This is a genomic window from Dactylosporangium sp. CA-052675 (assembly GCF_050947935.1).
GTDB lineage: Bacteria > Actinomycetota > Actinomycetes > Mycobacteriales > Micromonosporaceae > Dactylosporangium.
Window position 1 is genome coordinate 1,553,319 of sequence record NZ_CP192010.1, and the last position, 20,404, is coordinate 1,573,722.

Annotated in this window: 19 protein-coding genes and 2 tRNA genes; 14 read left to right on the top strand and 7 right to left on the bottom strand. The window is 73.0% G+C overall.

The window, feature by feature from the left end; all coding sequences use genetic code 11:
* Positions 1 to 23 precede the first annotated feature (23 nt).
* The 4 genes from ACQP1P_RS06895 (at position 24) to ACQP1P_RS06910 (ending at position 3,287) form a co-directional block, all read left to right on the top strand.
* Positions 24 to 851, top strand: a complete 828-nt coding sequence (locus tag ACQP1P_RS06895) for a 3-methyladenine DNA glycosylase (RefSeq protein ID WP_433084204.1) — start codon at positions 24 to 26, stop codon at positions 849 to 851.
* Between the two features lie 83 nt (positions 852 to 934).
* Positions 935 to 1,390 carry a hypothetical protein gene (locus ACQP1P_RS06900; RefSeq protein WP_433084206.1) on the top strand — a complete coding sequence of 152 codons (456 nt, stop codon included), beginning with the start codon at positions 935 to 937 and terminating at the stop codon, positions 1,388 to 1,390.
* 173 nt (positions 1,391 to 1,563) lie between these two features.
* Complete coding sequence (locus tag ACQP1P_RS06905) at positions 1,564 to 2,484, top strand: ABC transporter ATP-binding protein (protein ID WP_433084208.1); 921 nt, start codon at positions 1,564 to 1,566, stop codon at positions 2,482 to 2,484.
* Positions 2,481 to 3,287: an ABC transporter permease gene (locus ACQP1P_RS06910; protein ID WP_433084210.1), complete on the top strand. Its 807-nt coding sequence runs from the start codon at positions 2,481 to 2,483 to the stop codon at positions 3,285 to 3,287. Before ACQP1P_RS06905 ends, ACQP1P_RS06910 begins: the two co-directional genes overlap by 4 nt.
* A gap of 277 nt (positions 3,288 to 3,564) precedes the next feature.
* Here the strand turns inward: ACQP1P_RS06910 and ACQP1P_RS06915 are convergent, their stop codons facing one another.
* A complete protein-coding gene (locus ACQP1P_RS06915) occupies positions 3,565 to 4,494 on the bottom strand; it encodes an FAD-dependent oxidoreductase (protein WP_433084212.1) in 930 nt (309 codons plus the stop codon).
* A 140-nt stretch (positions 4,495 to 4,634) separates the two neighbouring features.
* On the opposite strand from ACQP1P_RS06915, the gene ACQP1P_RS06920 reads away from it, so the two are divergent.
* Positions 4,635 to 5,519, top strand: coding sequence for a LysR substrate-binding domain-containing protein (locus ACQP1P_RS06920; protein ID WP_433084214.1), 885 nt, complete (start codon positions 4,635 to 4,637; stop codon positions 5,517 to 5,519).
* 161 nt (positions 5,520 to 5,680) lie between these two features.
* Here ACQP1P_RS06920 and ACQP1P_RS06925 read toward each other — a convergent pair whose 3' ends face one another.
* Positions 5,681 to 6,502: an alpha/beta fold hydrolase gene (locus ACQP1P_RS06925; protein WP_433084216.1), complete on the bottom strand. Its 822-nt coding sequence runs from the start codon at positions 6,500 to 6,502 to the stop codon at positions 5,681 to 5,683.
* Between the two features lie 646 nt (positions 6,503 to 7,148).
* Here ACQP1P_RS06925 and ACQP1P_RS06930 point away from each other — a divergent pair.
* From ACQP1P_RS06930 to ACQP1P_RS06955, 6 genes are all read left to right on the top strand, one after another.
* On the top strand, positions 7,149 to 7,907 hold the full coding sequence (locus ACQP1P_RS06930; protein ID WP_433084218.1) for a lytic polysaccharide monooxygenase: 759 nt from the start codon (positions 7,149 to 7,151) through the stop codon (positions 7,905 to 7,907).
* Positions 7,908 to 7,977: 70 nt separating this feature from the next.
* Entirely contained in the window at positions 7,978 to 8,535 is a 558-nt protein-coding gene (locus ACQP1P_RS06935; protein WP_433084220.1) for a DUF305 domain-containing protein, read from the top strand.
* A gap of 706 nt (positions 8,536 to 9,241) precedes the next feature.
* The gene (locus tag ACQP1P_RS06940; protein ID WP_433084222.1) at positions 9,242 to 10,480 is read left to right on the top strand and encodes an FAD-binding protein; all 1,239 of its coding nucleotides are present in this window, start codon (positions 9,242 to 9,244) and stop codon (positions 10,478 to 10,480) included.
* A gap of 10 nt (positions 10,481 to 10,490) precedes the next feature.
* Entirely contained in the window at positions 10,491 to 11,279 is a 789-nt protein-coding gene (locus tag ACQP1P_RS06945) for a fumarylacetoacetate hydrolase family protein (RefSeq protein ID WP_433084224.1), read from the top strand.
* A gap of 74 nt (positions 11,280 to 11,353) precedes the next feature.
* Positions 11,354 to 11,425, top strand: a tRNA-Gln gene (locus ACQP1P_RS06950).
* A 64-nt stretch (positions 11,426 to 11,489) separates the two neighbouring features.
* Positions 11,490 to 11,562, top strand: a tRNA-Glu gene (locus tag ACQP1P_RS06955).
* A 239-nt stretch (positions 11,563 to 11,801) separates the two neighbouring features.
* On the opposite strand, the gene ACQP1P_RS06960 is transcribed toward ACQP1P_RS06955, so the two are convergent.
* The 3 genes from ACQP1P_RS06960 to ACQP1P_RS06970 form a co-directional block, all read right to left on the bottom strand.
* Positions 11,802 to 13,742, bottom strand: a complete 1,941-nt coding sequence (locus ACQP1P_RS06960) for a hypothetical protein (protein WP_433084226.1) — start codon at positions 13,740 to 13,742, stop codon at positions 11,802 to 11,804.
* A gap of 120 nt (positions 13,743 to 13,862) precedes the next feature.
* Positions 13,863 to 14,132, bottom strand: coding sequence for a hypothetical protein (locus ACQP1P_RS06965; protein ID WP_433084228.1), 270 nt, complete (start codon positions 14,130 to 14,132; stop codon positions 13,863 to 13,865).
* A gap of 299 nt (positions 14,133 to 14,431) precedes the next feature.
* A complete protein-coding gene (locus ACQP1P_RS06970) occupies positions 14,432 to 15,118 on the bottom strand; it encodes an IclR family transcriptional regulator (protein ID WP_223101757.1) in 687 nt (228 codons plus the stop codon).
* A 49-nt stretch (positions 15,119 to 15,167) separates the two neighbouring features.
* Here ACQP1P_RS06970 and leuC point away from each other — a divergent pair, with 49 nt between their 5' ends.
* The 3 genes from leuC (at position 15,168) to ACQP1P_RS06985 (ending at position 17,924) form a co-directional block, all read left to right on the top strand.
* The gene (gene leuC / locus ACQP1P_RS06975; protein WP_433084230.1) at positions 15,168 to 16,586 is read left to right on the top strand and encodes a 3-isopropylmalate dehydratase large subunit; all 1,419 of its coding nucleotides are present in this window, start codon (positions 15,168 to 15,170) and stop codon (positions 16,584 to 16,586) included.
* A gap of 17 nt (positions 16,587 to 16,603) precedes the next feature.
* Positions 16,604 to 17,191 (top strand): 3-isopropylmalate dehydratase small subunit, encoded by a 588-nt coding sequence (gene leuD / locus ACQP1P_RS06980; RefSeq protein WP_433084232.1) that lies wholly within the window; start codon positions 16,604 to 16,606, stop codon positions 17,189 to 17,191.
* A 136-nt stretch (positions 17,192 to 17,327) separates the two neighbouring features.
* Positions 17,328 to 17,924, top strand: a complete 597-nt coding sequence (locus ACQP1P_RS06985) for an HU family DNA-binding protein (protein WP_433084234.1) — start codon at positions 17,328 to 17,330, stop codon at positions 17,922 to 17,924.
* A 60-nt stretch (positions 17,925 to 17,984) separates the two neighbouring features.
* Here the strand turns inward: ACQP1P_RS06985 and ACQP1P_RS06990 are convergent, their stop codons facing one another.
* Entirely contained in the window at positions 17,985 to 18,860 is an 876-nt protein-coding gene (locus tag ACQP1P_RS06990) for an NUDIX hydrolase (RefSeq protein ID WP_433084236.1), read from the bottom strand.
* Complete coding sequence (locus ACQP1P_RS06995; protein WP_433084238.1) at positions 18,848 to 20,374, bottom strand: CHAD domain-containing protein; 1,527 nt, start codon at positions 20,372 to 20,374, stop codon at positions 18,848 to 18,850. Before ACQP1P_RS06995 ends, ACQP1P_RS06990 begins: the two co-directional genes overlap by 13 nt.
* Between the last annotated feature and the right edge of the window lie 30 nt (positions 20,375 to 20,404).

The following is a 20,404-nucleotide window of genomic DNA, read 5'->3' on the forward strand; positions in this document are numbered from 1 at the left end:
CTACCCCTTCGTAAACTTGTACGGTGCAGCTCACCGTTCTGGACCGGCCGACCTGGGAGGCCCGCCGCGCCGCCCACGAGGCGCGCGTGGACGCGTGGATCGAGCCGCACCTCGCCCGCCGCCGGCTCGGGCGCAAGCACCCCGTCGAGGACTTCCTGTTCACGTACTACTCCTACCGCCCCGCCCAGCTGCGCCGCTGGCACCCGGGCGCGGGCGTGGAGCTCGCCGGCTCGGGCGCGGAGGCGGCGACCGTGCCGGCCCGCCGCGCGGAGGCGATCGCGTGGATCCGCGGCCTGCTCGTCGCCACCGCCGCCCGGACGCCGCACCTGGGGTGCTTCGGGCTGCACGAGTGGGCGATGGTGTACCGCCAGACCCAGGACGAGGTGCGGCACAACGCGTGGCCGTTGCGTTTGGGCCCGGCCGGCACCGACGCGGTCGTCGAGGGCAGCCGGATCCGGTGCAGCCACTACGACGCGTACCGCTTCTACACCGCCCCCGCGCGCCCGCTGAACCTGCTCCGGCCGACCCGCGAGTCCCAGACGGCCAACGAGCAGCCCGGCTGCCTGCACGCGAACATGGACCTCTACAAGCACGCGTACAAGATGTCCCCGCTCGTGCCCGCCGAGCTCATCGCCGACTGCTTCGAGCTCGCCCGCGACGTGCGCACGCTCGACATGCGCGCCTCGCCCTACGACCTGGCCGACCTCGGCTACGAGCCGGTGCGCATCGAGACCCCCGAGGGCCGCGCCCGCTACGTCGAGGCGCAGCGCTCCTTCGCCGAGCGCGCCGCGCCGCTGCGGGCGCGCCTGATCGCCGAGTGCGAGAGGCTCCTGGAGGCCGTCGCCGACTGACCGCCGGGAGGAGTCCGGGCGCGGGCGCCTGGTGTATAAGTCGGGTTCATGTTCTGGCGGGAACTCGGATCCGGGGAGTGGCGATGAGTGAGGTACGGCGGCGTTTGGGGCCCTTGCTGGGCATGTGGGACACCGTCGCCACCGTGAACGGCAAGGTCACCATGCGCGGCTGGGCGAGCTTCGCGTGGGCGGACGACGGGGAGTTCCTCGTGCAGCGCGCGGACGCGGACCCGCCGGGCGACGAGGTCCCCCGCGAGTGGATCGAGAACTCGCCCTTCCCGACGACGTCGCTGATCGGCTACGACGACGGCAGCAAGACCTTCACGATGCTGTACTCCGACGCGCGCGGCGTGCTGCGGGCCTACGGCATGGACGTCGACGGCGGCACGTGGCGCATCTGGCGCGCGGCCGAGGGCTTCAACCAGCGCTTCACCGGCACCATCACCGCGGACGGCAAGCGCATCGACGCGTACTGGGAGATGTCCCAGGACGGCCTCACGTGGTCCAAGGACTTCGACCTGACCTACACGCGCGGCTGAGCGGCCTCACAGCCTCTCAAAGCCTCGCCACAGCAGCACCCTTCTACCTTCGCTTCGACGGCGCGCCCGCGCGGGACCGGCCTCGTTCGGCCGCCTTCCCCGCGCGCGGCGGCGTGCCGAGACGGTGCGTCCGCGCGGGGGCGCACCGGCCACCGCAGCGGAGGGACACCACCATGATCGAGGCTGTCGGCCTCACGAAGCGCTACGGCGACCGTGTCGCCGTCGACGGGCTCTCGTTCACCGTGCGCCCCGGGCAGGTCACCGGATTTCTCGGGCCGAACGGGGCGGGCAAGTCGACCACGATGCGCATGATCGTGGGCCTGGACGCGCCGAGCGCGGGCACGGTCACCGTCAACGGCCGGCCGTTCGCGGCCCTCGGCAGCCCGTTGCGCGAGGTCGGGGCGCTGCTGGACGCGAAGGCCATCCACGGCGGGCGCAGCGCGTACCACCACCTGCTGTGCCTCGCCCAGAGCAACAACCTGCCGCGCCGTCGCGTCGGCGAGGTGCTCGAGATCGTCGGGCTCACCGGTGTCGCGCGGAAGCGCTCGAAGGGCTTCTCGCTCGGCATGGGCCAGCGGCTCGGCATCGCCGCGGCGCTGCTGGGCGACCCGCGGGTGCTCATGTTCGACGAGCCGGTCAACGGCCTGGACCCCGAGGGCATCCTGTGGATCCGCAACCTTATGCGCTCCCTGGCCGCCGAGGGCCGCACCGTGCTCGTCTCCAGCCACCTCATGTCCGAGATGGAGCACACCGCCGACCACCTGCTCGTGATCGGCCGCGGCCGGCTCATCGCGGACTGCACGGTGCGTGAGTTCATCGACCGGAACTCGTCGCTGGCGGTACGCGCGCGGACGCCCGATCCCGCCCGCCTGACCGAGCTCGTCACCGCCGCGGGCGGCACGGTCGCGCCCGAGCCCGACGGCGCCCTGCTCATTACCGAGCTGCCGCTCCCGCGCGTCGGCGACCTGGCCTACGACGGCGGCGTCCGGCTGCACGAGCTCTCGCCGCTGCAGGCCTCGCTGGAGCAGGCGTTCATGGAACTGACCAAGGACAGCGTGGAGTACCACGCGGCCGTCCCGGGGGAGAAGCGATGACGGATCCGGTACTGCCCCGAGCCGCCCTGCCCGGCATGCTCCGCTCGGAGTGGACGAAGCTGCGCACGGTGCGCTCGACCGTGTGGTCGCTGGTGGCCATGGCCGCCATCGCCCTCGGCCTCATGTCGCTCATCGCGTGGGCGGTGATCCGCCAGTGGGACACGGCCGACCCGTCCGGGCAGGAGTACCTGCGCACGCACCCGCTGGACTTGATCCTCTCGCGCCCCGTGTTCATCGCCCAGCTCGTCGTCGCCGTGCTCGGGGTGATGGTGATCTCCGCCGAGTACACCACCGGCATGATCCGCTCCACCCTCCAGGCGCAACCGCGCCGCCTGACCGTCCTGTCCGCGAAGATCCTCGTCTTCGCCGGCCTCATGCTGGCCGTCGGCGAGCTGCTCTCCTTCGGTGCGTACTTCCTGGGCAAGGCCATCATCTCGGCCCACGTCCCGGTCTCCCTGAGCGACCCGGGCGTCACCCGAGCCGTGATCGGCGCCGGCCTCTTCACGGCGATGCTGGGCCTGTTCTCGCTCGCCCTCGGCGCGATCATCCGGCACACCGCCGGGGCGATCACCACCGTCCTGGGCCTCATCCTCATCGTGTCGCAGCTGACGTCGCTGCTCCCGGGCACGTGGGGCGCGCGGGTGCACGCGTGGATGCCGACCAACGCCGGATCGCTCATCTTCGAGCCGACGGTGCCGCGAGGGTCTCTGCTGACGCCGTGGGAGGGGTACGCGGTCTTCTCGGGCTGGACGGCGATCCTGCTGATCAGCGCGGCGTACCTCTTCAAGTCCCGCGACGCCTGACCCTCCGGCTTCACCCGGGCACCACGCCGCTCCCGCGCGGTGGCGTGGTGCCCGTTCCCGCGCGGTGCCCATTCCCGCACGGTGTCTGCTTTTTCCGCGCGGTGGCGTGGGTGTCTGCTTCCGCGGGGGCGTGGCGGCGGCGTGGTGCCTGTTCCCGCGGGGTGGCGTGGCGGCGTGGTGCCGGTTCCCGCGCGGTGGGGTGCTGCCCGCTTCCGCGCGTCATCCGTGTGACTTCTCCGGGGTGTGGCCGGCTTGCCGTTGTCTCGCGTATCCGGCTTCAGCTCCGCGACACGAGGCCCGCGACCTCGTCCGCGCACCCCCAGGACAGCGTCACGCCCGCGCCCCCGTGGCCGTAGCAGTGCACGACGCGCGTGCCACCCGGCAGCCGCTCCGGGTCCACCTCGAGCCGCGGCCCACCCTCCCGCGCGGGCCGCAGCCCGGCCGCCTCCGACAGCGTTCGCACGCCGGCGAGCTCGGGCACGAGTTCCGCACACCGCCGCAGAATCGCCGCCGACGTCGCGGGCTCGGGGGCCTCGTTCCAGTCGCCGGGCTGGAACGTCCCGCCGAGCACGACGTCGCGCGAGCGCGGATGGATGTACGTCATGCCGTCCGGATGCTCCTCGTCGCGCACCGACGTCTCGATCCCCGGATTGGCCACGACCACGATCTGCCCCCGGGCCGGAAACATCGCCGCGTCATCGGCGAGCGCCCGCGCGCCCAGCCCGGTCGCGTTGACCACCGTGCCCGCCTGCCCGCCCAGGTCGGCGAGGTGCTCCACGCGCCCGCGCGTGATCGTGCCGCCCAGCGCCCGGACGCGCTCGGCCAGCCACGGGAGGTACGCCTCCATCTCCACCGACGGCACCGTGAACCGCCACTCGCCCGGATGCGTCGCGAAGTCGGGCACCGCCGATGCCCACCACGGCGCGCCGGCGGGCCGGCGAAGCAGCATCCGCGTCGGCCGCGGCGCCACGCCGGCAATGCCGTCACCCGCCTGCGCCATCAAGAAGTCGTACGTCCTGTGCGCCCACACCAGCACCCGCGGATCAGCCGCGGTGTGCGTGGGGTACCAGACGGCCGCCGCGAGGCGCGACACCGTGCGCAGCGGCTCGTCGGCCGTGACGACCCGCACCCGCGCCCCGGCTTCGAGCAGCCGCACCGCACACGTCAGTCCAATGACCCCGGCACCGACAACAGTCACGTCATCCATGCACTGCAGGCAACCAGCGTCCGGCCGACTTTGTCCAGGTCGCGCGGGTTATCGCGCGATAAGCCACGCTTATGGCCCGCGCGTGAGGCCGCCTCTCCATGACCTGGACCACCCGTCGCGCCCGCGCCTATGCTCGCCCGATGGAACCGCTGGATCTGCGGCGGCTGCGCTACTTCGTGGTGCTGGCCCGGGAGCTGCACTTCACCCACGCGGCCAAGGAGCTGTGCATCGCCCAACCGGCGCTGAGCCAGCAGATCCGCACGCTCGAGCGCGAGGTCGGCGCCCGCCTCGTCGAACGCCGCCCCGGCGGCTGCTCGCTCACCGCCGTCGGCAAGGTCGTGGCGGCCGAGGCCACGCTGCTGCTCGCGCAGGCCCGGGCCGCGCGGGAGAACATCGACGCGGCCGCGCGCGGGCAGGACGGGCGCATTCGGCTGGCGTACACGCGCTCGGCCCGGGGCGGGCGGGTCGACGCGCTGATCGAACGCTTCCGGGCGCAGAACCCGCACGTCGAGGTACTGCCGGAGACCGGCTGGCACGCGCCGAACGTCGCGGGACTGACGGCGGGGCGGTACGACGCGGCATTCGTCCGGCCGCCGCTCGACGAGCCCGGCATCCACTGGCGGCTGGTCGACACCGAGGAGCTGCGGCTGGCCCTGCCGTCCGGGCACCGCCTGGCCCGCCTGCGCCGGGTCTCGCGCGAGGAGGTCGCGGGCGAGCCGGCGGTGATGTGGCCGCGCGAGAACGGCCCCGGCATGTTCGACCGCATCGTCGCGCAGGTGTGGCCGTCCGGGATCAACCTGGTCCGCTACGAGCCCGACGACGAGCAACTGCTGCGCGCGGTCGCGGCGGGCGGCGTGGTCGCGGCGGTGCCGGAGGGCCGGGCGAAGGCCCTGCGACTGCGCGGCGTGGTGCTGCGCCGCCTCACCCCGCCGACCCCCACCGTCGACATCGGCCTCGCCTGGAACGTCCGCACCGCGACCCCCGTGGTGCAACGCCTCCTCGCGACGCTGGATGGTCTGGGCTGATCCGCTTCTTCGCGACGTTGGACGGTCCGGTCTGGTCCGCTTCCTCGCGATGCTGGACGGTCCGGTCTGGTCCGCTTCCTCGCCACGCTGGACGGTCTGGTCTGGTCCGCTTCCTCGCGACGCTGGACGCTCACGGCGAACCGGCTTGCGAAGGCTCGTGATCAGTCCTGGACGAACGCGAGCAGGTCGGTGTTGAACGCGGCCTCGTAGGTGCCGCTGATGCCGTGGGGCGCGCCCGGGTACACCTTCAGGCTCGCGTTCTTGAGCAGCCGCACGGACTTGAGCGCGGCGGCCTGGATCGGCACGATCTGGTCGGCGTCGCCGTGCGCGACGAACACGGGAATGTCGATGCGCTTGAGGTCCTCGGTGAAGTCGGTCTCGGAGAACTCGCGTACGCAGTCGTACGCGGCCTTGAGCCCCGCCTGCATGCTCAGCCGCCAGAACTGCTCGCGCAGGCCGTCCGAGACGTTGCTGCCGGGCCGGTTGGCGCCGTAGAACGGACGGCTCAGCTCCCGGTAGTACTGCGAGCGATCGGCGAGCAACCCGGCGCGGATCTCGTCGAACATGCCGCGCGGAGTGCCCTCGGGGTTGGCGTCGGTCTTGAGCATCAGCGGCGGAACGGCCCCCACCAGCACCGCCTTCGACACGCGCGACGTGCCGTGGCGCCCGAGGTACCGGGTGACCTCGCCGCCGCCGGTGGAGTGCCCGACCAGGACGGCGTCGGTGAGTCCCAGCTGGTCCACCAGCTCCGCGAGGTCGTCGGCGTAGGTGTCCATGTCGTTGCCGGACCACGTCTGCGTGGACCGTCCATGGCCGCGACGATCGTGCGCGACCGCGCGGAAGCCCTGCGACGCGAGCAGCATCATCTGGGTGTCCCAGGCGTCGGCGTTGAGCGGCCAGCCGTGACTGAATACGACGGGGCGGCCGGAGCCCCAGTCCTTGTAGAAGATCTGCGCGCCGTCGGACGTTGCGATGTAAGGCATGACGACTCCTCGCGAACCGGGTCGGACGGGTCCGTGCTGACCTGACCGCGATCGGGAGGGCGAACCTCGCCCACCGGGGTGGCCGCGCGGACGCGTGGCCGGCGCTCGAGCGTGAGCCCGGGCCGGCATCCGGCCACGAAGCAGCGAGGCACCGGCGTCTCGCGCACGGCCGCGTCTCGCGCACGGCCGCGTCTCGCGCACGGCCGCGTCTCGCGCACGGCCGCGTCTCGCGCACGGCCGCGTCTCGCGCACGGCCGCGTCTCGCGCACGGCCGCGTCTCGCGCACGGCCGCGCCTCGCGCACGGCCGCGCCTCGCGCACAGCCGCGCCTCGCGCACGGCCGCGCCTCGCGCACGGCCGCGCCTCGCGCACAGCCGCGCCTCGCGCACAGCCGCGCCTCGCGCACAGCCGCGCCTCGCGCACAGCCGCGCCTCGCGCACAGCCGCGCCTCGCGCACAGCCGCGCCTCGCGCACAGCCGCGCCTCGCGCACAGCCGCGCCTCGCGCACAGCCGCGCCTTAAAGGCTGGTCAACCCTACCTGAAGTGAGAGCGCTCCATCGACCAATATTCATAAAGGTTATTTACTGTTAACAATCCTTCCCTTACATTGGGCGGCATCACCCCCCACCGCTGGAAGGAGCGATTGAATGCGTAAAGCGATCGCTGCGGTACCCCTCACGCTGGCCGCCGTGGCCGCCGCACTCCTCGTGACGGCGTCCCCTGCGTCCGCGCACGGGTACATCTCCTCACCCCCCAGCCGCCAGGCGATGTGCGCCCAGGGCCGCGTGGCCAACTGCGGCGAGATCGTCTACGAACCGCAGAGCGTCGAAGGCCCGAAGGGCCTGACCAGCTGCAGCGGCGGCAACAGCCGGTTCGCGGAGCTGGACGACCCGAACAAGGGCTGGCCCGCGACGTCGGTCGGCAACACCGTCACGTTCACGTGGGTGTTCACCGCACGCCACTCCACGACGAACTTCGAGTACTTCGTGGGCGGCACCCGCATCGCCAACATCGACGGCGGTAACCGTCAGCCCGACGCGACCGTCTCCCACACGGTGAACCTCGGCGGCCGTACCGGCCGCATCCTGGTGCTGGCGCGCTGGAACATCGCCGACACCGGCAACGCGTTCTACTCGTGCGTCGACCTCCAGGTCGGCACCGGCGGCGGGAACCCGACGCCGACGCCCACCCAGCCGTCGCCGTCGCCGACGCGTCCGAGCCCCTCACCGTCCACCTCCCCGACCTCGCAGCCGCCGACGGGCACGACCACCTGGGCCGCCGGCACCGCGTACAAGGCCGGCGACCGCGTCACGTACAACGGCGTGACGTACCAGTGCCGCCAGGCGCACACCGCCATCCCCGGCTGGGAACCGCCCAACGTCCCGGCTCTGTGGCAACGCGTCTGATCATCCGGTACCGCTGAAAGAAGGGCGGCGTCCCGGCACCCCCGGGACGCCCCCGCGCGCAGGGAGACCCATGAAACGCATCGCGCTCCTGCTCGCGACGTTCCTGCTGGCGGGCTGCGCCGCCGCCCCGGCCCAGCCCGCCCCGGCAGGAACCGAGCAACGCGTCTTCAACGACACCGACGTCATGTTCAGTCAGATGATGGCGGCGCACCACAGCCAGGCCCTGGAGATGGTGCGCCTGGCCCGGACGAAGGCCGCACGCGAGGACGTACGCACCCTCGCGGCCGCGATCGACGCCACCGAGACCGACGAGCTCAAGACGATGCAGGTCTGGCTCGAGTCGTGGGGCCAGCCGCCCAACGCCGACGCGTCCGCGCACGCCGGCCACGGCGGCGCGCACGGCGCCAACCCGGACGACATCAAGGCGCTGCAGGCCGCGACCGGAGCAGACTTCGAGACGAAGTTCCTGAACCTGCTCATCGCGCACCAGCACAACGCGATCGAGATCGCGCGCATGGAGACCGGCTCGGGAGTCAACCCCGGGGCGCTGGACCTGGCCAAGCGCATCGACGAGTCGCGCACCGCCGAGATCCAGCAGATGCTCCGGTACCTCAACCAGCCCGCCTGACCCCGCATCCGCCCACCGGCGCCACCCCGAGCCGCCGCGCGTTGCCTGGCGCCCACCGGGCAACGCGCGGCCACGGCACTCAATCCGTTCCCGGGCTGGCAACCGATCCGTCCGCGGGTCGACCGTCATGGACACGCTGCACCCGCACCGCCTGCGTCGCGTCGCGCCCGCGCCGTTCGCGTCGCGCCCCCGCACCGTCAGCGTCGCGTCCGCGCGCACCATTTGCGTCGCGCCCGCGCACCGTCAGCGTCACGTCTACGTCGCGCCCGCGCGCCGTCTGCGTCGGGCCTGCGTCGCGCCGCGTGCATCGCGTGCACCGTCTGCGTCGCACCCGCACACCGTTCGCGTCGCGCCCGCGCCGTCTGTGTCGCGCCCGCGCGGTCTGTGTCGCGCCCGCGCGGTCTGTGTCGCGCCCGCGCGGTCTGCGTCGCGCCTGTGTCGCGTCTGCGCGCATCGTCTGCGTCGCGCCCGCCCACACCGCAGCCCTACCGCGACCGCCGGCATGCCCCATACGCAGGCGAGGGACCGCGCGGAGGCGAGACACCGCGGGCGGAGGCCGTCAACCGGCCCGAGTTGAGCGCGGTGCAGGCGCGCGCCCCGTCGGAGCGTGGAAGCCGGCGCCGAGGACGCGCGGAGGCGGAAGTCACCCGAGGTCGTTACCGTGGCGGGCAGTACCGGGCTTCACAGGGGCTGGAAGGCGGCAGAAATGAGCGAGCGGCTGCGGAACTGGGCCGGCAACATCGAGTTCAGCGCCGCGCGGGTGCACCGCCCCGCGAGCGTCGAGCAGGTGCAGGAGATCGTCGCCCGGGCGGAGCGGGTGCGGGTGCTCGGCACCGGCCACTCGTTCAACACGATCGCCGACACCGACGCCGACCTCCTCAGCGTGGCCGGGCTGCCCGCCGACATCCGGATCGACGCCGGCGCGGGAACCGTCAGCGTCGCGGGCGGGGTGCGCTACGGCGAGCTGGCGCGCCGCCTGGACGCCGACGGCTACGCGCTGCACAACCTCGGGTCGCTGCCGCACATCTCGATCGCGGGCGCGGTCGCGACCGCCACGCACGGGTCCGGGGCCGGGCTCGGCAACCTGGCCACCGCGGTCGCCGGCGTCGACATCGTGACCGGCGGCGGCGAGCTGGTGTCGCTGCGGCGCGGGGACGCGGACTTCGACGGTGCCGTGGTCGCGCTCGGCATGCTCGGCGCCGTCGTGCGGGTCACGCTGGACATCCAGCCGCGGTACCGCATCAGCCAGCACGTCTACGAACAGCTCCCGCGCGCCGAGCTCGACGCGCACTGGGACGAGATCGCGTCGGCGGCGTACAGCGTGAGTCTCTTCACCGGCTGGCACGGCGACACCGTCGACCAGGTCTGGCTCAAGCGGCGCGACGAGGACGCGCCCGCGCCCGCGGAGCTGTTCGGCGCCGTCCCCGCCGCGGGCAAGCGGCACCCGATCGCCGTCATGTCGCCCGAGCACTGCACCGAGCAGGGCGGCGCGCCCGGGCCGTGGCACGAGCGGCTCCCGCACTTCAAGCTCGAGTTCACCCCGAGTAGCGGCGAGGAGCTGCAGACCGAGTACTTCGTGGCGCGCGCGGACGCGGTCGCGGCCTTCGCGGCCGTCGAGCGGGTCTGTGACCAGGTCGTGCCGGCGTTGCAGATCTCCGAGATCCGCACGGTCGCGGCGGACTCGATGTGGCTCAGCCCGCACTTCGAGCGCGACAGCGTGGCGCTGCACTTCACGTGGGTACCGAATCATGATCTTGTTCTTGAGGCGGTTGACGCGCTCGAAGCGGCACTCGCGCCGTTCGCCCCGCGCCCGCACTGGGGCAAGGTCTTCCGGCACGCGCCGGGGTATGCGCGCGGGCGCGACTTCGCCGCCCTCGCCGCGCGGCTGGACCCGGCGGGCACCTTCCGCAACGCGTTCGTGGAGCGTCACGTGCTCGGGGAGTAGATTTCCACCCGTGCGTATCGCTCGTTTCGCCCACAGCAGTGGCATGTCGTTCGGGGTCGTTGAAGGCGAGTCGTCGGCCGGCGCGTCCGGGCTGACCGTCGCCGAGATCGAGGGCCACCCCTTCGGGGAGCTCCGGTTCACCGGCCAGCGCTGGGCCGTCGCCGACGTGCGGCTGCTCTCGCCCATCCTGCCCAGCAAGGTGGTGTGCGTCGGGCGGAACTACGCCGACCACGCGGCCGAGCTCGGCAACGACGTCCCGAAGGAGCCCCTGCTCTTCCTCAAGCCCTCCACGTCCGTCATCGGGCCCAACGACGCCATCCGGCTGCCCCCGCAGTCGCAGCAGGTCGAGCACGAGGCGGAGCTCGCCGTCGTCATCGGCGTGACCGGCGCGCGGCGGGTCGACCGCGCGGGCGCGGCCGCGGCGATCTTCGGCTACACCTGCGCCAACGACGTGACCGCGCGCGACCTGCAGCGCAAGGACGTCCAGTTCACCCGCGCGAAGGGCTTCGACTCGTTCTGCCCGATCGGCCCGTGGATCGTCACCGGCGTGGACGTCAGCGACGTCGAGGTCCGCTGCGAGGTCAACGAGGAGGTCCGCCAGCTCGGCCGGACCAAGGACATGGTGTTCGACGTGCCGACGCTCGTGTCATATGTGTCACATGTGATGACGCTGCTGCCCGGCGACGTGATCCTCACCGGCACCCCGGCCGGCGTCTCCCCGATGGCCAGCGGCGACGAGGTCGTGGTCTCGATCGAGGGGGTCGGCGCGCTCAGCAACAAGGTCCTGACCTTGGATTAGGCGTGTTGGCGACAACCGATTTGGCGTGGAAGGGGCTCTCCGGTAAAGTTCTCTTCCGGCGCGGTAAGCGCCAATGGGGTATGGGGTAATTGGCAGCCCGACTGATTCTGGCTCAGTTAGTCTAGGTTCGAGTCCTGGTACCCCAGCGCCGCAGCAAGATCGCGGTGCTGTAGTGTTTCACCGCACGTCAGCACGTAAGGAAAGTACTGGGGCCCCGTCGTCTAGCGGCCCAGGACGCCGCCCTCTCAAGGCGGTAGCGCCGGTTCGAATCCGGTCGGGGCTACAGATACGCACGATTCAGCCGCTTCGAGGAGTCAGACCTCGGAGCGGCTGTTGTGTTTTCGAGGACCGGCCCGGGGGCCTGGAGACGTGACCTCCAGGCCCCCGGTCGCGGTTCAGCCAACGGACAGCCGCCCGCGGCGCAGGTTCACGCGACGGACAGCCGGCGTCGCCCAGGTTCACGCGACGGACAGCCGCCGTCGCGCAGGTTCGGGCGACGAGTAGCCGGGCGCCGCGCGCGTTCTAGGCCACGACCAGCCGGGCCTGCAGCACCGTGTCCGCGCCCGCGCGCCCCGCCGTCACCCCGACCGCCCGGACCTGCTCGCCGACCGCCGACCCCGCCAGGTACACCGCCGCCACCGGGCTCGCGACCGCGCCCGCCATCGCGCGCCGGAACAGCGGATCGTCCGCCAGCCGCGACGTCCCGCCCGCGTACGCGTCCGAACGCAGCACCACACGGTCCTCGTGCTGCTCACACTTCACCTTGGTGATCTTCGCGAGGTCTGCGAGCTCCTGCTGCGTCCGCGCGGCCGCCGCGGCGTCCGCCATGCGCAGGTCGAGCAGCAACGGAGCCTCCGGCGACTCCTCGCCGGCCTTCCCGGCCACCACGAACGACACCACACGCGCCGCGCCCAGCCCGGACGCGAGCGCCGCCGCGAGCTTGTCCGGCTGCGTCCCGTCCCGCAGCCGCTCCACCACCTCGTCGCCGGTGATGATCCTCAGGTCGCCCTCCGGCACGTCCGCGAACATCTCCGGATGCTCCCGCATGTACCGCTTGAGCGCCTCCGGGTCGGCCACGACGAACCCCGGCGGCAGGTCGCCGGGTTCGCCCAGGTCGCCCTCGCTGAGCGGACCCGGCGGCAGCATGGCCGTGCCGAACAGGCTCATCGGCAGATACCCGGCGCCCGGCCCCAGCACCTTCGTCAGGTCACCGAGCGGCCCCGCGAGGACGCCCGCGGCCGAGGCATCGCCGGAGAGGCCGCCCAGAGCGTCCACGACGTCCGTTTTCCCGGCATCGGTACCGAGCGGCAGCCCGTCCACCCCGATGAGCCGCACGGTCGCCTCGAGGGCATCGTCGGCCGCGCGGAGGCCGAAGACGGCGACCCCGTGCGGGTCGAGGGCCGGCACGTCGGCCGGCCCCGGCGAGGTGCTCGGACCCGCGCCGGGCCCCGCGACCGGGTCCTCGACGAAGCCCACCCCGCCGATCAGGCTCGACACGTACTCCTCGTCCAGCTCCGGGCTGAGCCGGTTCGCCTTCGCCAGGTCGGCCCAGCCGATCGCCGGCTGGTCGCCCGGGAGCGTCGCGATCGCGGCACGGAACCCGGGGGCCTTCGCCAGCGGCGCCCGCTTCGCCTCCGCGGCCGCGGCCGTCGCCGTGCCCTGGGCGTCCAGGTCGCCGACGGCCAGCAGGACGTACCCGTCCTCGACCACGAAGCCCACCCGGTCCGTCCCGCGCCGGCGCTGCAGCGCCTCCAGCGACCCGCGCGCCTGCTTCTCGTCCCGCGCCGACGCCGCGACGAGCGTCACCGCCCAGTCCGGGCGCGCGGGCGCGGCCCACATCGCGACCCCGATGCGGTCGTCGAACCAGGGCGCCACGTCCGCGTACGTCACCGGCGCCCGAAGGTCCTCGAACAGCTCGCGCTCCAGCCCGTCCAGGTCGGGGGGCGCGCCCTTGCTCTTGCGCAGCAGCTCCTCGAACTTGACCCGCTGGCCCAGCCCCGGCGTCAGGTTGACCCGCGCGAACGCCGCGACCGAGGCCGGGAGCCGGTCCTCCGGCAGCGCGCCGGTCGGCTTGTCCCAGCGCTGCATCACCGCGTACGCCGCGCCCGCCGCCAGCACCGCGACGACCACGGCCGAGGCGCCGAGCACCAGGGCGAGGCGCCGCCGCGCCCGCCCGGGCGCGTCCGCCCCGCCGGGCCCGGTCAGCATGCCCTCGGCGGACATCGCGCCGGCGAGCACGGCGGCGACGGGCGTGAAGCTCCCGGAGGCGGGGCGCTCGGCCTCGACGGGCTGGATGTCGGAGTGCTCGGCGGCCGGCTCGCCGTCGGTCGGCGGCTCTTCGGCGACGCCAAGCGGCTCGCCGGAAGTGTCGAGCGGCTCCGCGGAAGTGCCGGACGGCACCTCAGGAGCGCCGGGCGGGTCTTCGGTGGTGCCCGGCTGTGACGGATCGTCCGTCGATGACATGGTTGTGCCTCCCCCGCTGGACGTGACCGAGATGCTAGCGGGGGAGTGCACGGTCATGAATCCGCCGAGTCGGCGGCGCGGGCGCGCGGGGCCGTGCCGCGGACCGGCGCGCGACGCGATCTAGAGCTGCGTGGCGATGCCGAGGATCGCCGCGATGAACACGACGAGCGCGATGATCATCGACATGCAGCCGCCGCGGCTGCTGCTGCCGCCACCACCCGGCTGTGCGGGCGGGAGCTGCGGTTCCGTCGGCGTCGCGGGGGAGTCGGGCGCGTCCGGGCCGCTCGGGCCGTTGCCGGGCGGGTTGGACGGCGTCCCCGACGAGGGTGATGCGTGCAGGCCGGCCGAGCCGTCCGGCTCCGGGCTGGCGGGTGTCGTCGATTCGGGCACTGGCGTTCCTTCCAGCTGATGCGCTCCGGGACCGCGCCCCGGATCCGCCGATTGCAGTACGCGCCCGCGCGCCGGTACACCCCGGACTCCGCACGGCACGTCCCGCCGAATCGTAAGCGCGTCCGCGCACCGCGCAACCCGCTCGTCCGCAACCCGCTCACCCACGCGCCCCGCAACCCGCGCACCCAGGCGTTTCCGCGCGCCCCGCAACCCGCCCGCGCCCGGCCACGCGAACGGCCCGGACGCGGGGGTCCGGGCCGGTCGACGTCGAGGATGGGGGCTTGGTCGTAGGTGAGGGCCTACAGCCCGGACAGGCGCTGCCCGGCACGCACCACAGCCATCGCGTGCCGGTCACCGGGCCGCCGGCCCAGGCGCTCGATCGGCCCGGACACGCTGATCGCCGCGATGACCCGCCCGGTGCGGTCCCGGATCGGCGCGGACACGCTCGCCACGCCCGGCTCGCGCTCGGCGACGCTCTGCGCCCAGCCCCGCCGACGCACCTCGGCGAGGGTTCGCCCGGTGAACTTGCACCGGGGCAGCAGCGGCATCACGGCCTCGGGCGGCTCCCACGCGAGGAGGACCTGCGCGGCCGAGCCGGCGGTCATGGGCAGCACGGCGCCGATCGGCACGGTGTCGCGCAGACCGCTGGCCCGCTCGGCCGCGGCCACGCACAGCCGCTCGTCGGCGCGGCGCAGGTACAACTGCGCGCTCTCTCCGGTCGCGTCGCGCAGGGCGGTCAGCATCGGCTCGGCGGCGGTCAGCAGGACGTCGGGCGCGGCGTTGGCGAGCTCACCCAGCCGCGGGCCCGGCCGCCAGCGCCCCTGCGCGTCACGAACCAGTAAGCGGTGGATTTCCAGCGCCTGCGCCAGGCGGTGCGCGGTGGCGCGCGGAAGCTTGGTCCGCTCGACCAATTCCGCCAGGCTGGCGCCGTCGACGCAGGCGGCAAGGATGACCACCGCCTTGTCGAGCACGCCGACACCGCTCATACTGTGTCCCACAGACCGAAACATACCTCCCAAATTTTAGGATGTCCAGATGGTGGGAGAAGCACGACAGCAGCCGCGAACGCTGGCGGAGAAGGTGTGGGACGCGCACGTGGTGCGGTCCGCCGCCGGCGAGCCCGACCTGCTCTACATCGACCTGCACCTGGTGCACGAGGTCACCAGCCCGCAGGCCTTCGACGGCCTGCGGATGACCGGCCGGCCGGTGCGCCGGCCCGACCTGACGATCGCGACCGAGGACCACAACACGCCGACCGACAACCTGCTGACCATCAGCGACCCGGTCTCGCGCACGCAGATCGAGACGCTGCGGCGCAACACCGAGGAGTTCGGCATCCGCGTGCACTCGCTGGGCGACGCCCAGCAGGGCGTGGTCCACGTCATGGGACCGCAGCTGGGACTCTCCCAGCCGGGCATGACCATCGTGTGCGGCGACTCGCACACCTCCACGCACGGGGCGTTCGGCGCCCTCGCGTTCGGCATCGGCACCTCCGAGGTCGAGCACGTCCTGGCCACGCAGACGCTGTCCCAGGCGCGCCCGCGCACCATGGCGGTCAACGTCGTCGGCGAGCTCGGCCCCGGCGTCACCGCGAAGGACCTGGTGCTGGCGCTCATCAGCCAGGTCGGCACGGGCGGCGGGCGCGGGCACGTGGTGGAGTACCGCGGCCCCGCGATCGAGAAGCTGTCCATGGAGGGTCGGATGACCATCTCCAACATGTCCATCGAGTGGGGCGCCAAGGCCGGCATGATCGCGCCGGACGAGACGACCTTCGCCTACATCGAGGGCCGCGAGTACGCGCCGAAGGGCGAGGCCTGGGATCGCGCCAAGGAGTACTGGTCGAGCCTGCGCACCGACGACGGCGCCAAGTTCGACACCGAGGTGACGCTGGACATCTCCCAGCTGACCCCGTTCGTCACCTGGGGCACCAACCCCGGCCAGGGCGCGCCGCTCGGCGGCTTCGTGCCCCGCCCGGAGGACTTCACCGAGAGCGCGGAGCGGGCCGCGGCGGAGAAGGCGCTGGAGTACATGGCGCTGACCCCCGGCACGGCGCTGCGCGACGTCGCGATCGACGTGGTCTTCCTGGGCTCCTGCACCAACGGCCGGCTCGAGGACCTGCGCGCCGCGGCCGAGGTGCTGCGCGGGCGCCGCGTCGCCGAGAGCGTCCGCATGCTCGTCGTGCCCGGCTCCGCGTCCGTGCGCGCGGCCGCGGAGGAGGAGGGCCTCGACAAGGTCTTCACCGAGGCCGGTGCCGAGTGGCGCTTCGCGGGCTGCTCCATGTGCCTGGGTATGAATCCCGACACACTGAAGCCCGGCGAGCGCTCCGCCTCGACCTCCAACCGCAACTTCGAGGGCCGCCAGGGCCGCGGTGGCCGCACCCACCTGGTTTCGCCTCCGGTTGCCGCCGCGACCGCCGTCGCCGGCCACCTCGCCGCCCCTGCCGACCTGAACTAAAAGGGACACGGACACTCATGGAGAAGTTCACCGTCCACACCGGCACGGCCGTTCCGCTGCGCCGGTCCAACGTGGACACCGACCAGATCATCCCCGCCGTCTACCTCAAGCGCGTCACCCGCACCGGGTTCGCCGACGGACTGTTCAACGCCTGGCGTTCCGACCCCGAATTCGTGCTCAACAATCCCGCCTACGAGGGCGCCTCGATCCTCGTCACCGGGCCCGAGTTCGGCACCGGATCATCGCGTGAGCACGCCGTTTGGGCTTTGCAGGACTACGGTTTCCGGGCCGTCGTGGCGCCGCGTTTCGGCGACATCTTCCGGGGCAACGCGCTCAAGGGCGGCCTGCTGCCGGTCGAGATCGGCAGCGAGCACATCGAGACCCTGTGGGCTGCGATCGAGGCCGACCCCAAGCTTGAGGTAACGGTCGACCTCGAGAGTCGCCAGTTGCGCGCGGGCGCCCACGAATGGGACTTCCCGCTGGACGATTTCAGTCGTTGGCGGCTGCTGGAAGGCCTCGACGACATCGGCCTCACCCTGCGCCACGAAGGCGCTATCACCGAGTTCGAACAAGGCCGTCCGGAGTGGACACCCGTCGTTCACTAGCCCTCGCAGGGCGTCTCGATGAGCCTCCGGCCGAATCCGTTACTCCACAACGATTTCTTTTCCGTCATATGTTTGTATCCTGTGTGCGTTGGGATACCTTGCCCACAGGGACTTCAATTCTGGTACGGGAGGAAACGTGAACAAGGCCGAGCTCATCGAGGCGCTCAGCGCTCGCCTGGGCGACAAGAAGTCGGCGAACGCGGCGCTGGACGCGGTGCTGGCCGAGATCCAGGCCGCCGTGACCAAGGGCGACAAGGTCGCCATCACCGGTTTCGGTGTCTTCGAGAAGCGCATTCGCGGTGCGAGAACCGCCCGCAACCCGCGCACCGGTGAAGCGGTGAAGGTGAAGAAGACGTCGGTTCCCGCCTTCCGCGCGGGCGCCAGCTTCCGCGAGATGGTCGCCAGCGGCAAGGTGCCGAAGGCCGCCGCCGCCGCGAAGAAGGCCGTCGCGACGAAGACCACCGCCGCCAAGGCGACGACCGCCAAGGCCACCACGGCGAAGGCCACCACCGCGAAGGCGACGACGGCGAAGGCCGCTCCGGCCAAGGCCGCCGCCACCAAGACCGCGCCGGCGAAGGCCGCCACCAAGGCCGCCCCGGCGAAGAAGGCCGCCGCCAAGACGACCCGCGCCGCCGCTTCCACGACGGCTCGCAAGACGACGACGGCCACGGCCGCCGCCAAGACCACCACCGCCGCCAAGAAGGCGCCGGCCAAGAAGGCCGCCGCCAAGTAGGTCAGGCAACACAAAGGGCGGTCCCGCGATTGCGGGGCCGCCCTTTCGCCATACCCGCCGCTATCGCAGCGTCAGCGGCGCGAGGCGATCCCGCCCGACGACGCGGCCGCCCGCGAAACACAACACCCAGCCGGCGCCCTTGCGGGTGTGGAAGTTGACGTCGGCCCGGTGCGTGAGCGCGCTGAGCAGCGGCGGCATGAGTTTTCCCTGGCTGCAGACCACGGTGGTACCGCCCTGCAGCGCCAGAGCCGAAAGCGCCTCCGCGGCCGGTTCCACCGCGGCCAGTTCGTCGAAGGCCGGGTCGACCACGACCGGCAGCCCCAGCGGCTCCACCGTCTGCCGGCAGCGCAGGGGGGTGGCCGACACCACCCGGTCGGGCCGAAGCAGCGTCAGCAGGCCGCTCAGGCCCTGCGCATCACGTTCCCCGGCGGCCTCCAGGGGCCGCTCGGCGTCCGGACCCGTCCACTCCTTGCGCTTGCCGGCCTTGGCGTGGCGTACCAGCGCGACGACCCCGGTCACCGGCGGCACGTCGAGAAAGGCGCGCACGACCCCGCGGTCGTGCGCGTAACTCAGCAGCGTGTGCGCGCCGGTCGCGGGCACCCACCGGGCCTCCTCGATCTCGTGGTCGGCCGCCCGCGGCGCCCACGCGGTCGCGCGCATCGACCAGAAGTCCACGCTCTTCTCGACGCCCGGCTCCCCGGTCAGGTACCGCACCGACGGCAGCCGCACCTGCGGCACCGCCTCGACCGACGTCTCCTCGAAGACCTCCCGCACCGCGGCGGTCAGCTCGTGCTCGCCCGGATCGAGCTTGCCCTTCGGCAGGGACCAGTCGTTGTACCGCGGCCGGTGCACCAGCACGATCTCCGCGGTCCCGTCGGCGGACCGCCGCCACACCACGCCGCCCGCCGCGCGGACCACCGAGTTCACTTCAGCCATGCGATGTTTCTATCCTCCAGGACCGTCTCCCACACTGCCGGGAAGTCCGCGCGGGCCCGTGTCACCGCGGCGCGCTCGCGTTCGAAGAGCCGCCCGGCCGTCACCGCGAGGGCGTGGTCGCCCGGCTCGGCCGCGGCCGCCGCCAGCCACGCGTCCGCGGCGATCGCCGCGTCCTGGTGCTCGCCGAGCACCCCCTGCGCCCGCGCCACCGCCTTGGCCAGCAGCTGCGCCTCCGGGCCGACGACCGCGGCGACCGCGTCCGCGGCGTAGCGGGCGCGCTTGGCCCGCTTGCGCACCTCGTGCCAGTCGTCGTCGGGCAGGTCCGGGGTCAGCTCGCCCGCGCCGACCACGCCGCCGCCGCCCTCGACCAGGCGCCGCCACGGCTTGCGCACGATGTCCGGCAGGACGTCCTCGGCCCGCTCCCAGGCCGGCGGGGCGAGGCGGGGGGCCTCCACCGCGCCGACGAGGGCGTTGAGCAGCTTCACGTACCGCCGCGAGCGCAGCGCCTCGTCCAGCTCCCGCAGCGCCGCGTCCTGCCGGGCGGCCAGCGCCGCGTCGATCCGCGCCACCGCGCGCGGGTCGGCCGGCACGAGCGGGTCGGCGGCGGCCGTGCGGTGCAGCCGCTCCCGCAGCACCTCCACGTCGCGGGCGCCCCCGAGCGCGCCGGCCAGCCACGCCAGCTCGCCGCGCAGCTTGGCTGTCCAGTGCGGGTCGAGCAGCGCCTGGAACGTCTGCAGGTCGCTGCGCAGGCGCCGGGTGCCGACCCGCATCTGGTGCACCGGGGTGTCGCCGTTGGGCATCGTCTGGCGCAGCCGCGCGAACGGGTCGTGCTTGAAGATCCGCGCGACGTCGCGGCGGATCGCCTCGGTGACGATGTCACCCGCGTACGCGGTGCGCCGCTGCGCGGGCGCGACCAGCACCGGCCCGTCCAGCGGCGCGGCCGCCTCCATCGCGCGCACGTGCTTGGCCACGAACGCGCCGGCCCGCGCACCCGCGCCCAGCAGCAGCTCCTCGATCTCGTCGAGCAAGCGCCGGTCGCCGGCGGCGCGCTCCACCTCGATCTCGCGGAAGCGCAGCACCACCTCGCGGCCGTCGAGCACGCTCACCGTGTCGTCGGCGACCTCCGCCAGCAGCTGCCCGTCGGCGTCGGTGACCTCGTAGACGGTGCGCACCGTGCGCAGGACCGCCGCCGGGTCGAGCGGGCGCCTGCGCCGATAGGCGGTGACGAGGTCGAGCAGCTGCGGCGGGATCACGCCCGAGCCCTGCGACGGCCGCGAGTGCTCATGGCGGATCCCCGCCCGCGAGGACGGCAGCTTCACCGTCCACACCTTCGCCGACGCGTCGCCCTTGCGGTACCGCAGCGAAACCCCGTGGCGCGCGAGCAGCCGTTCGGGGGTGTCGTAGTAGGTCGCCCGCAGCGTCACCGGCTCCCGCGCACGCACCCGGCCCGCGGCGCCGAGGTCAGGCATCGTGAACCCGTCGTCGACGAGGTACTTGCGCTCTTCCTCCAGCATCCAGTCACCCTAAAGAGGTCAGACGGGCTC

Coding starts and splice junctions, on each gene's coding strand:
- ACQP1P_RS06900 (WP_433084206.1), top strand. CDS start 935: ATGAGTGAGGTACGGCGGCGTTTGGGGCCCTTGCTGGGCATGTGGGAC.
- ACQP1P_RS06905 (WP_433084208.1), top strand. CDS start 1,564: ATGATCGAGGCTGTCGGCCTCACGAAGCGCTACGGCGACCGTGTCGCC.
- ACQP1P_RS06910 (WP_433084210.1), top strand. CDS start 2,481: ATGACGGATCCGGTACTGCCCCGAGCCGCCCTGCCCGGCATGCTCCGC.
- ACQP1P_RS06915 (WP_433084212.1), bottom strand. CDS start 4,494: ATGGATGACGTGACTGTTGTCGGTGCCGGGGTCATTGGACTGACGTGT.
- ACQP1P_RS06920 (WP_433084214.1), top strand. CDS start 4,635: ATGGAACCGCTGGATCTGCGGCGGCTGCGCTACTTCGTGGTGCTGGCC.
- ACQP1P_RS06925 (WP_433084216.1), bottom strand. CDS start 6,502: ATGCCTTACATCGCAACGTCCGACGGCGCGCAGATCTTCTACAAGGAC.
- ACQP1P_RS06930 (WP_433084218.1), top strand. CDS start 7,149: ATGCGTAAAGCGATCGCTGCGGTACCCCTCACGCTGGCCGCCGTGGCC.
- ACQP1P_RS06935 (WP_433084220.1), top strand. CDS start 7,978: ATGAAACGCATCGCGCTCCTGCTCGCGACGTTCCTGCTGGCGGGCTGC.
- ACQP1P_RS06940 (WP_433084222.1), top strand. CDS start 9,242: ATGAGCGAGCGGCTGCGGAACTGGGCCGGCAACATCGAGTTCAGCGCC.
- ACQP1P_RS06960 (WP_433084226.1), bottom strand. CDS start 13,742: ATGTCATCGACGGACGATCCGTCACAGCCGGGCACCACCGAAGACCCG.
- ACQP1P_RS06970 (WP_223101757.1), bottom strand. CDS start 15,118: ATGAGCGGTGTCGGCGTGCTCGACAAGGCGGTGGTCATCCTTGCCGCC.
- leuC (WP_433084230.1), top strand. CDS start 15,168: ATGGTGGGAGAAGCACGACAGCAGCCGCGAACGCTGGCGGAGAAGGTG.
- leuD (WP_433084232.1), top strand. CDS start 16,604: ATGGAGAAGTTCACCGTCCACACCGGCACGGCCGTTCCGCTGCGCCGG.
- ACQP1P_RS06990 (WP_433084236.1), bottom strand. CDS start 18,860: ATGGCTGAAGTGAACTCGGTGGTCCGCGCGGCGGGCGGCGTGGTGTGG.
- ACQP1P_RS06995 (WP_433084238.1), bottom strand. CDS start 20,374: ATGCTGGAGGAAGAGCGCAAGTACCTCGTCGACGACGGGTTCACGATG.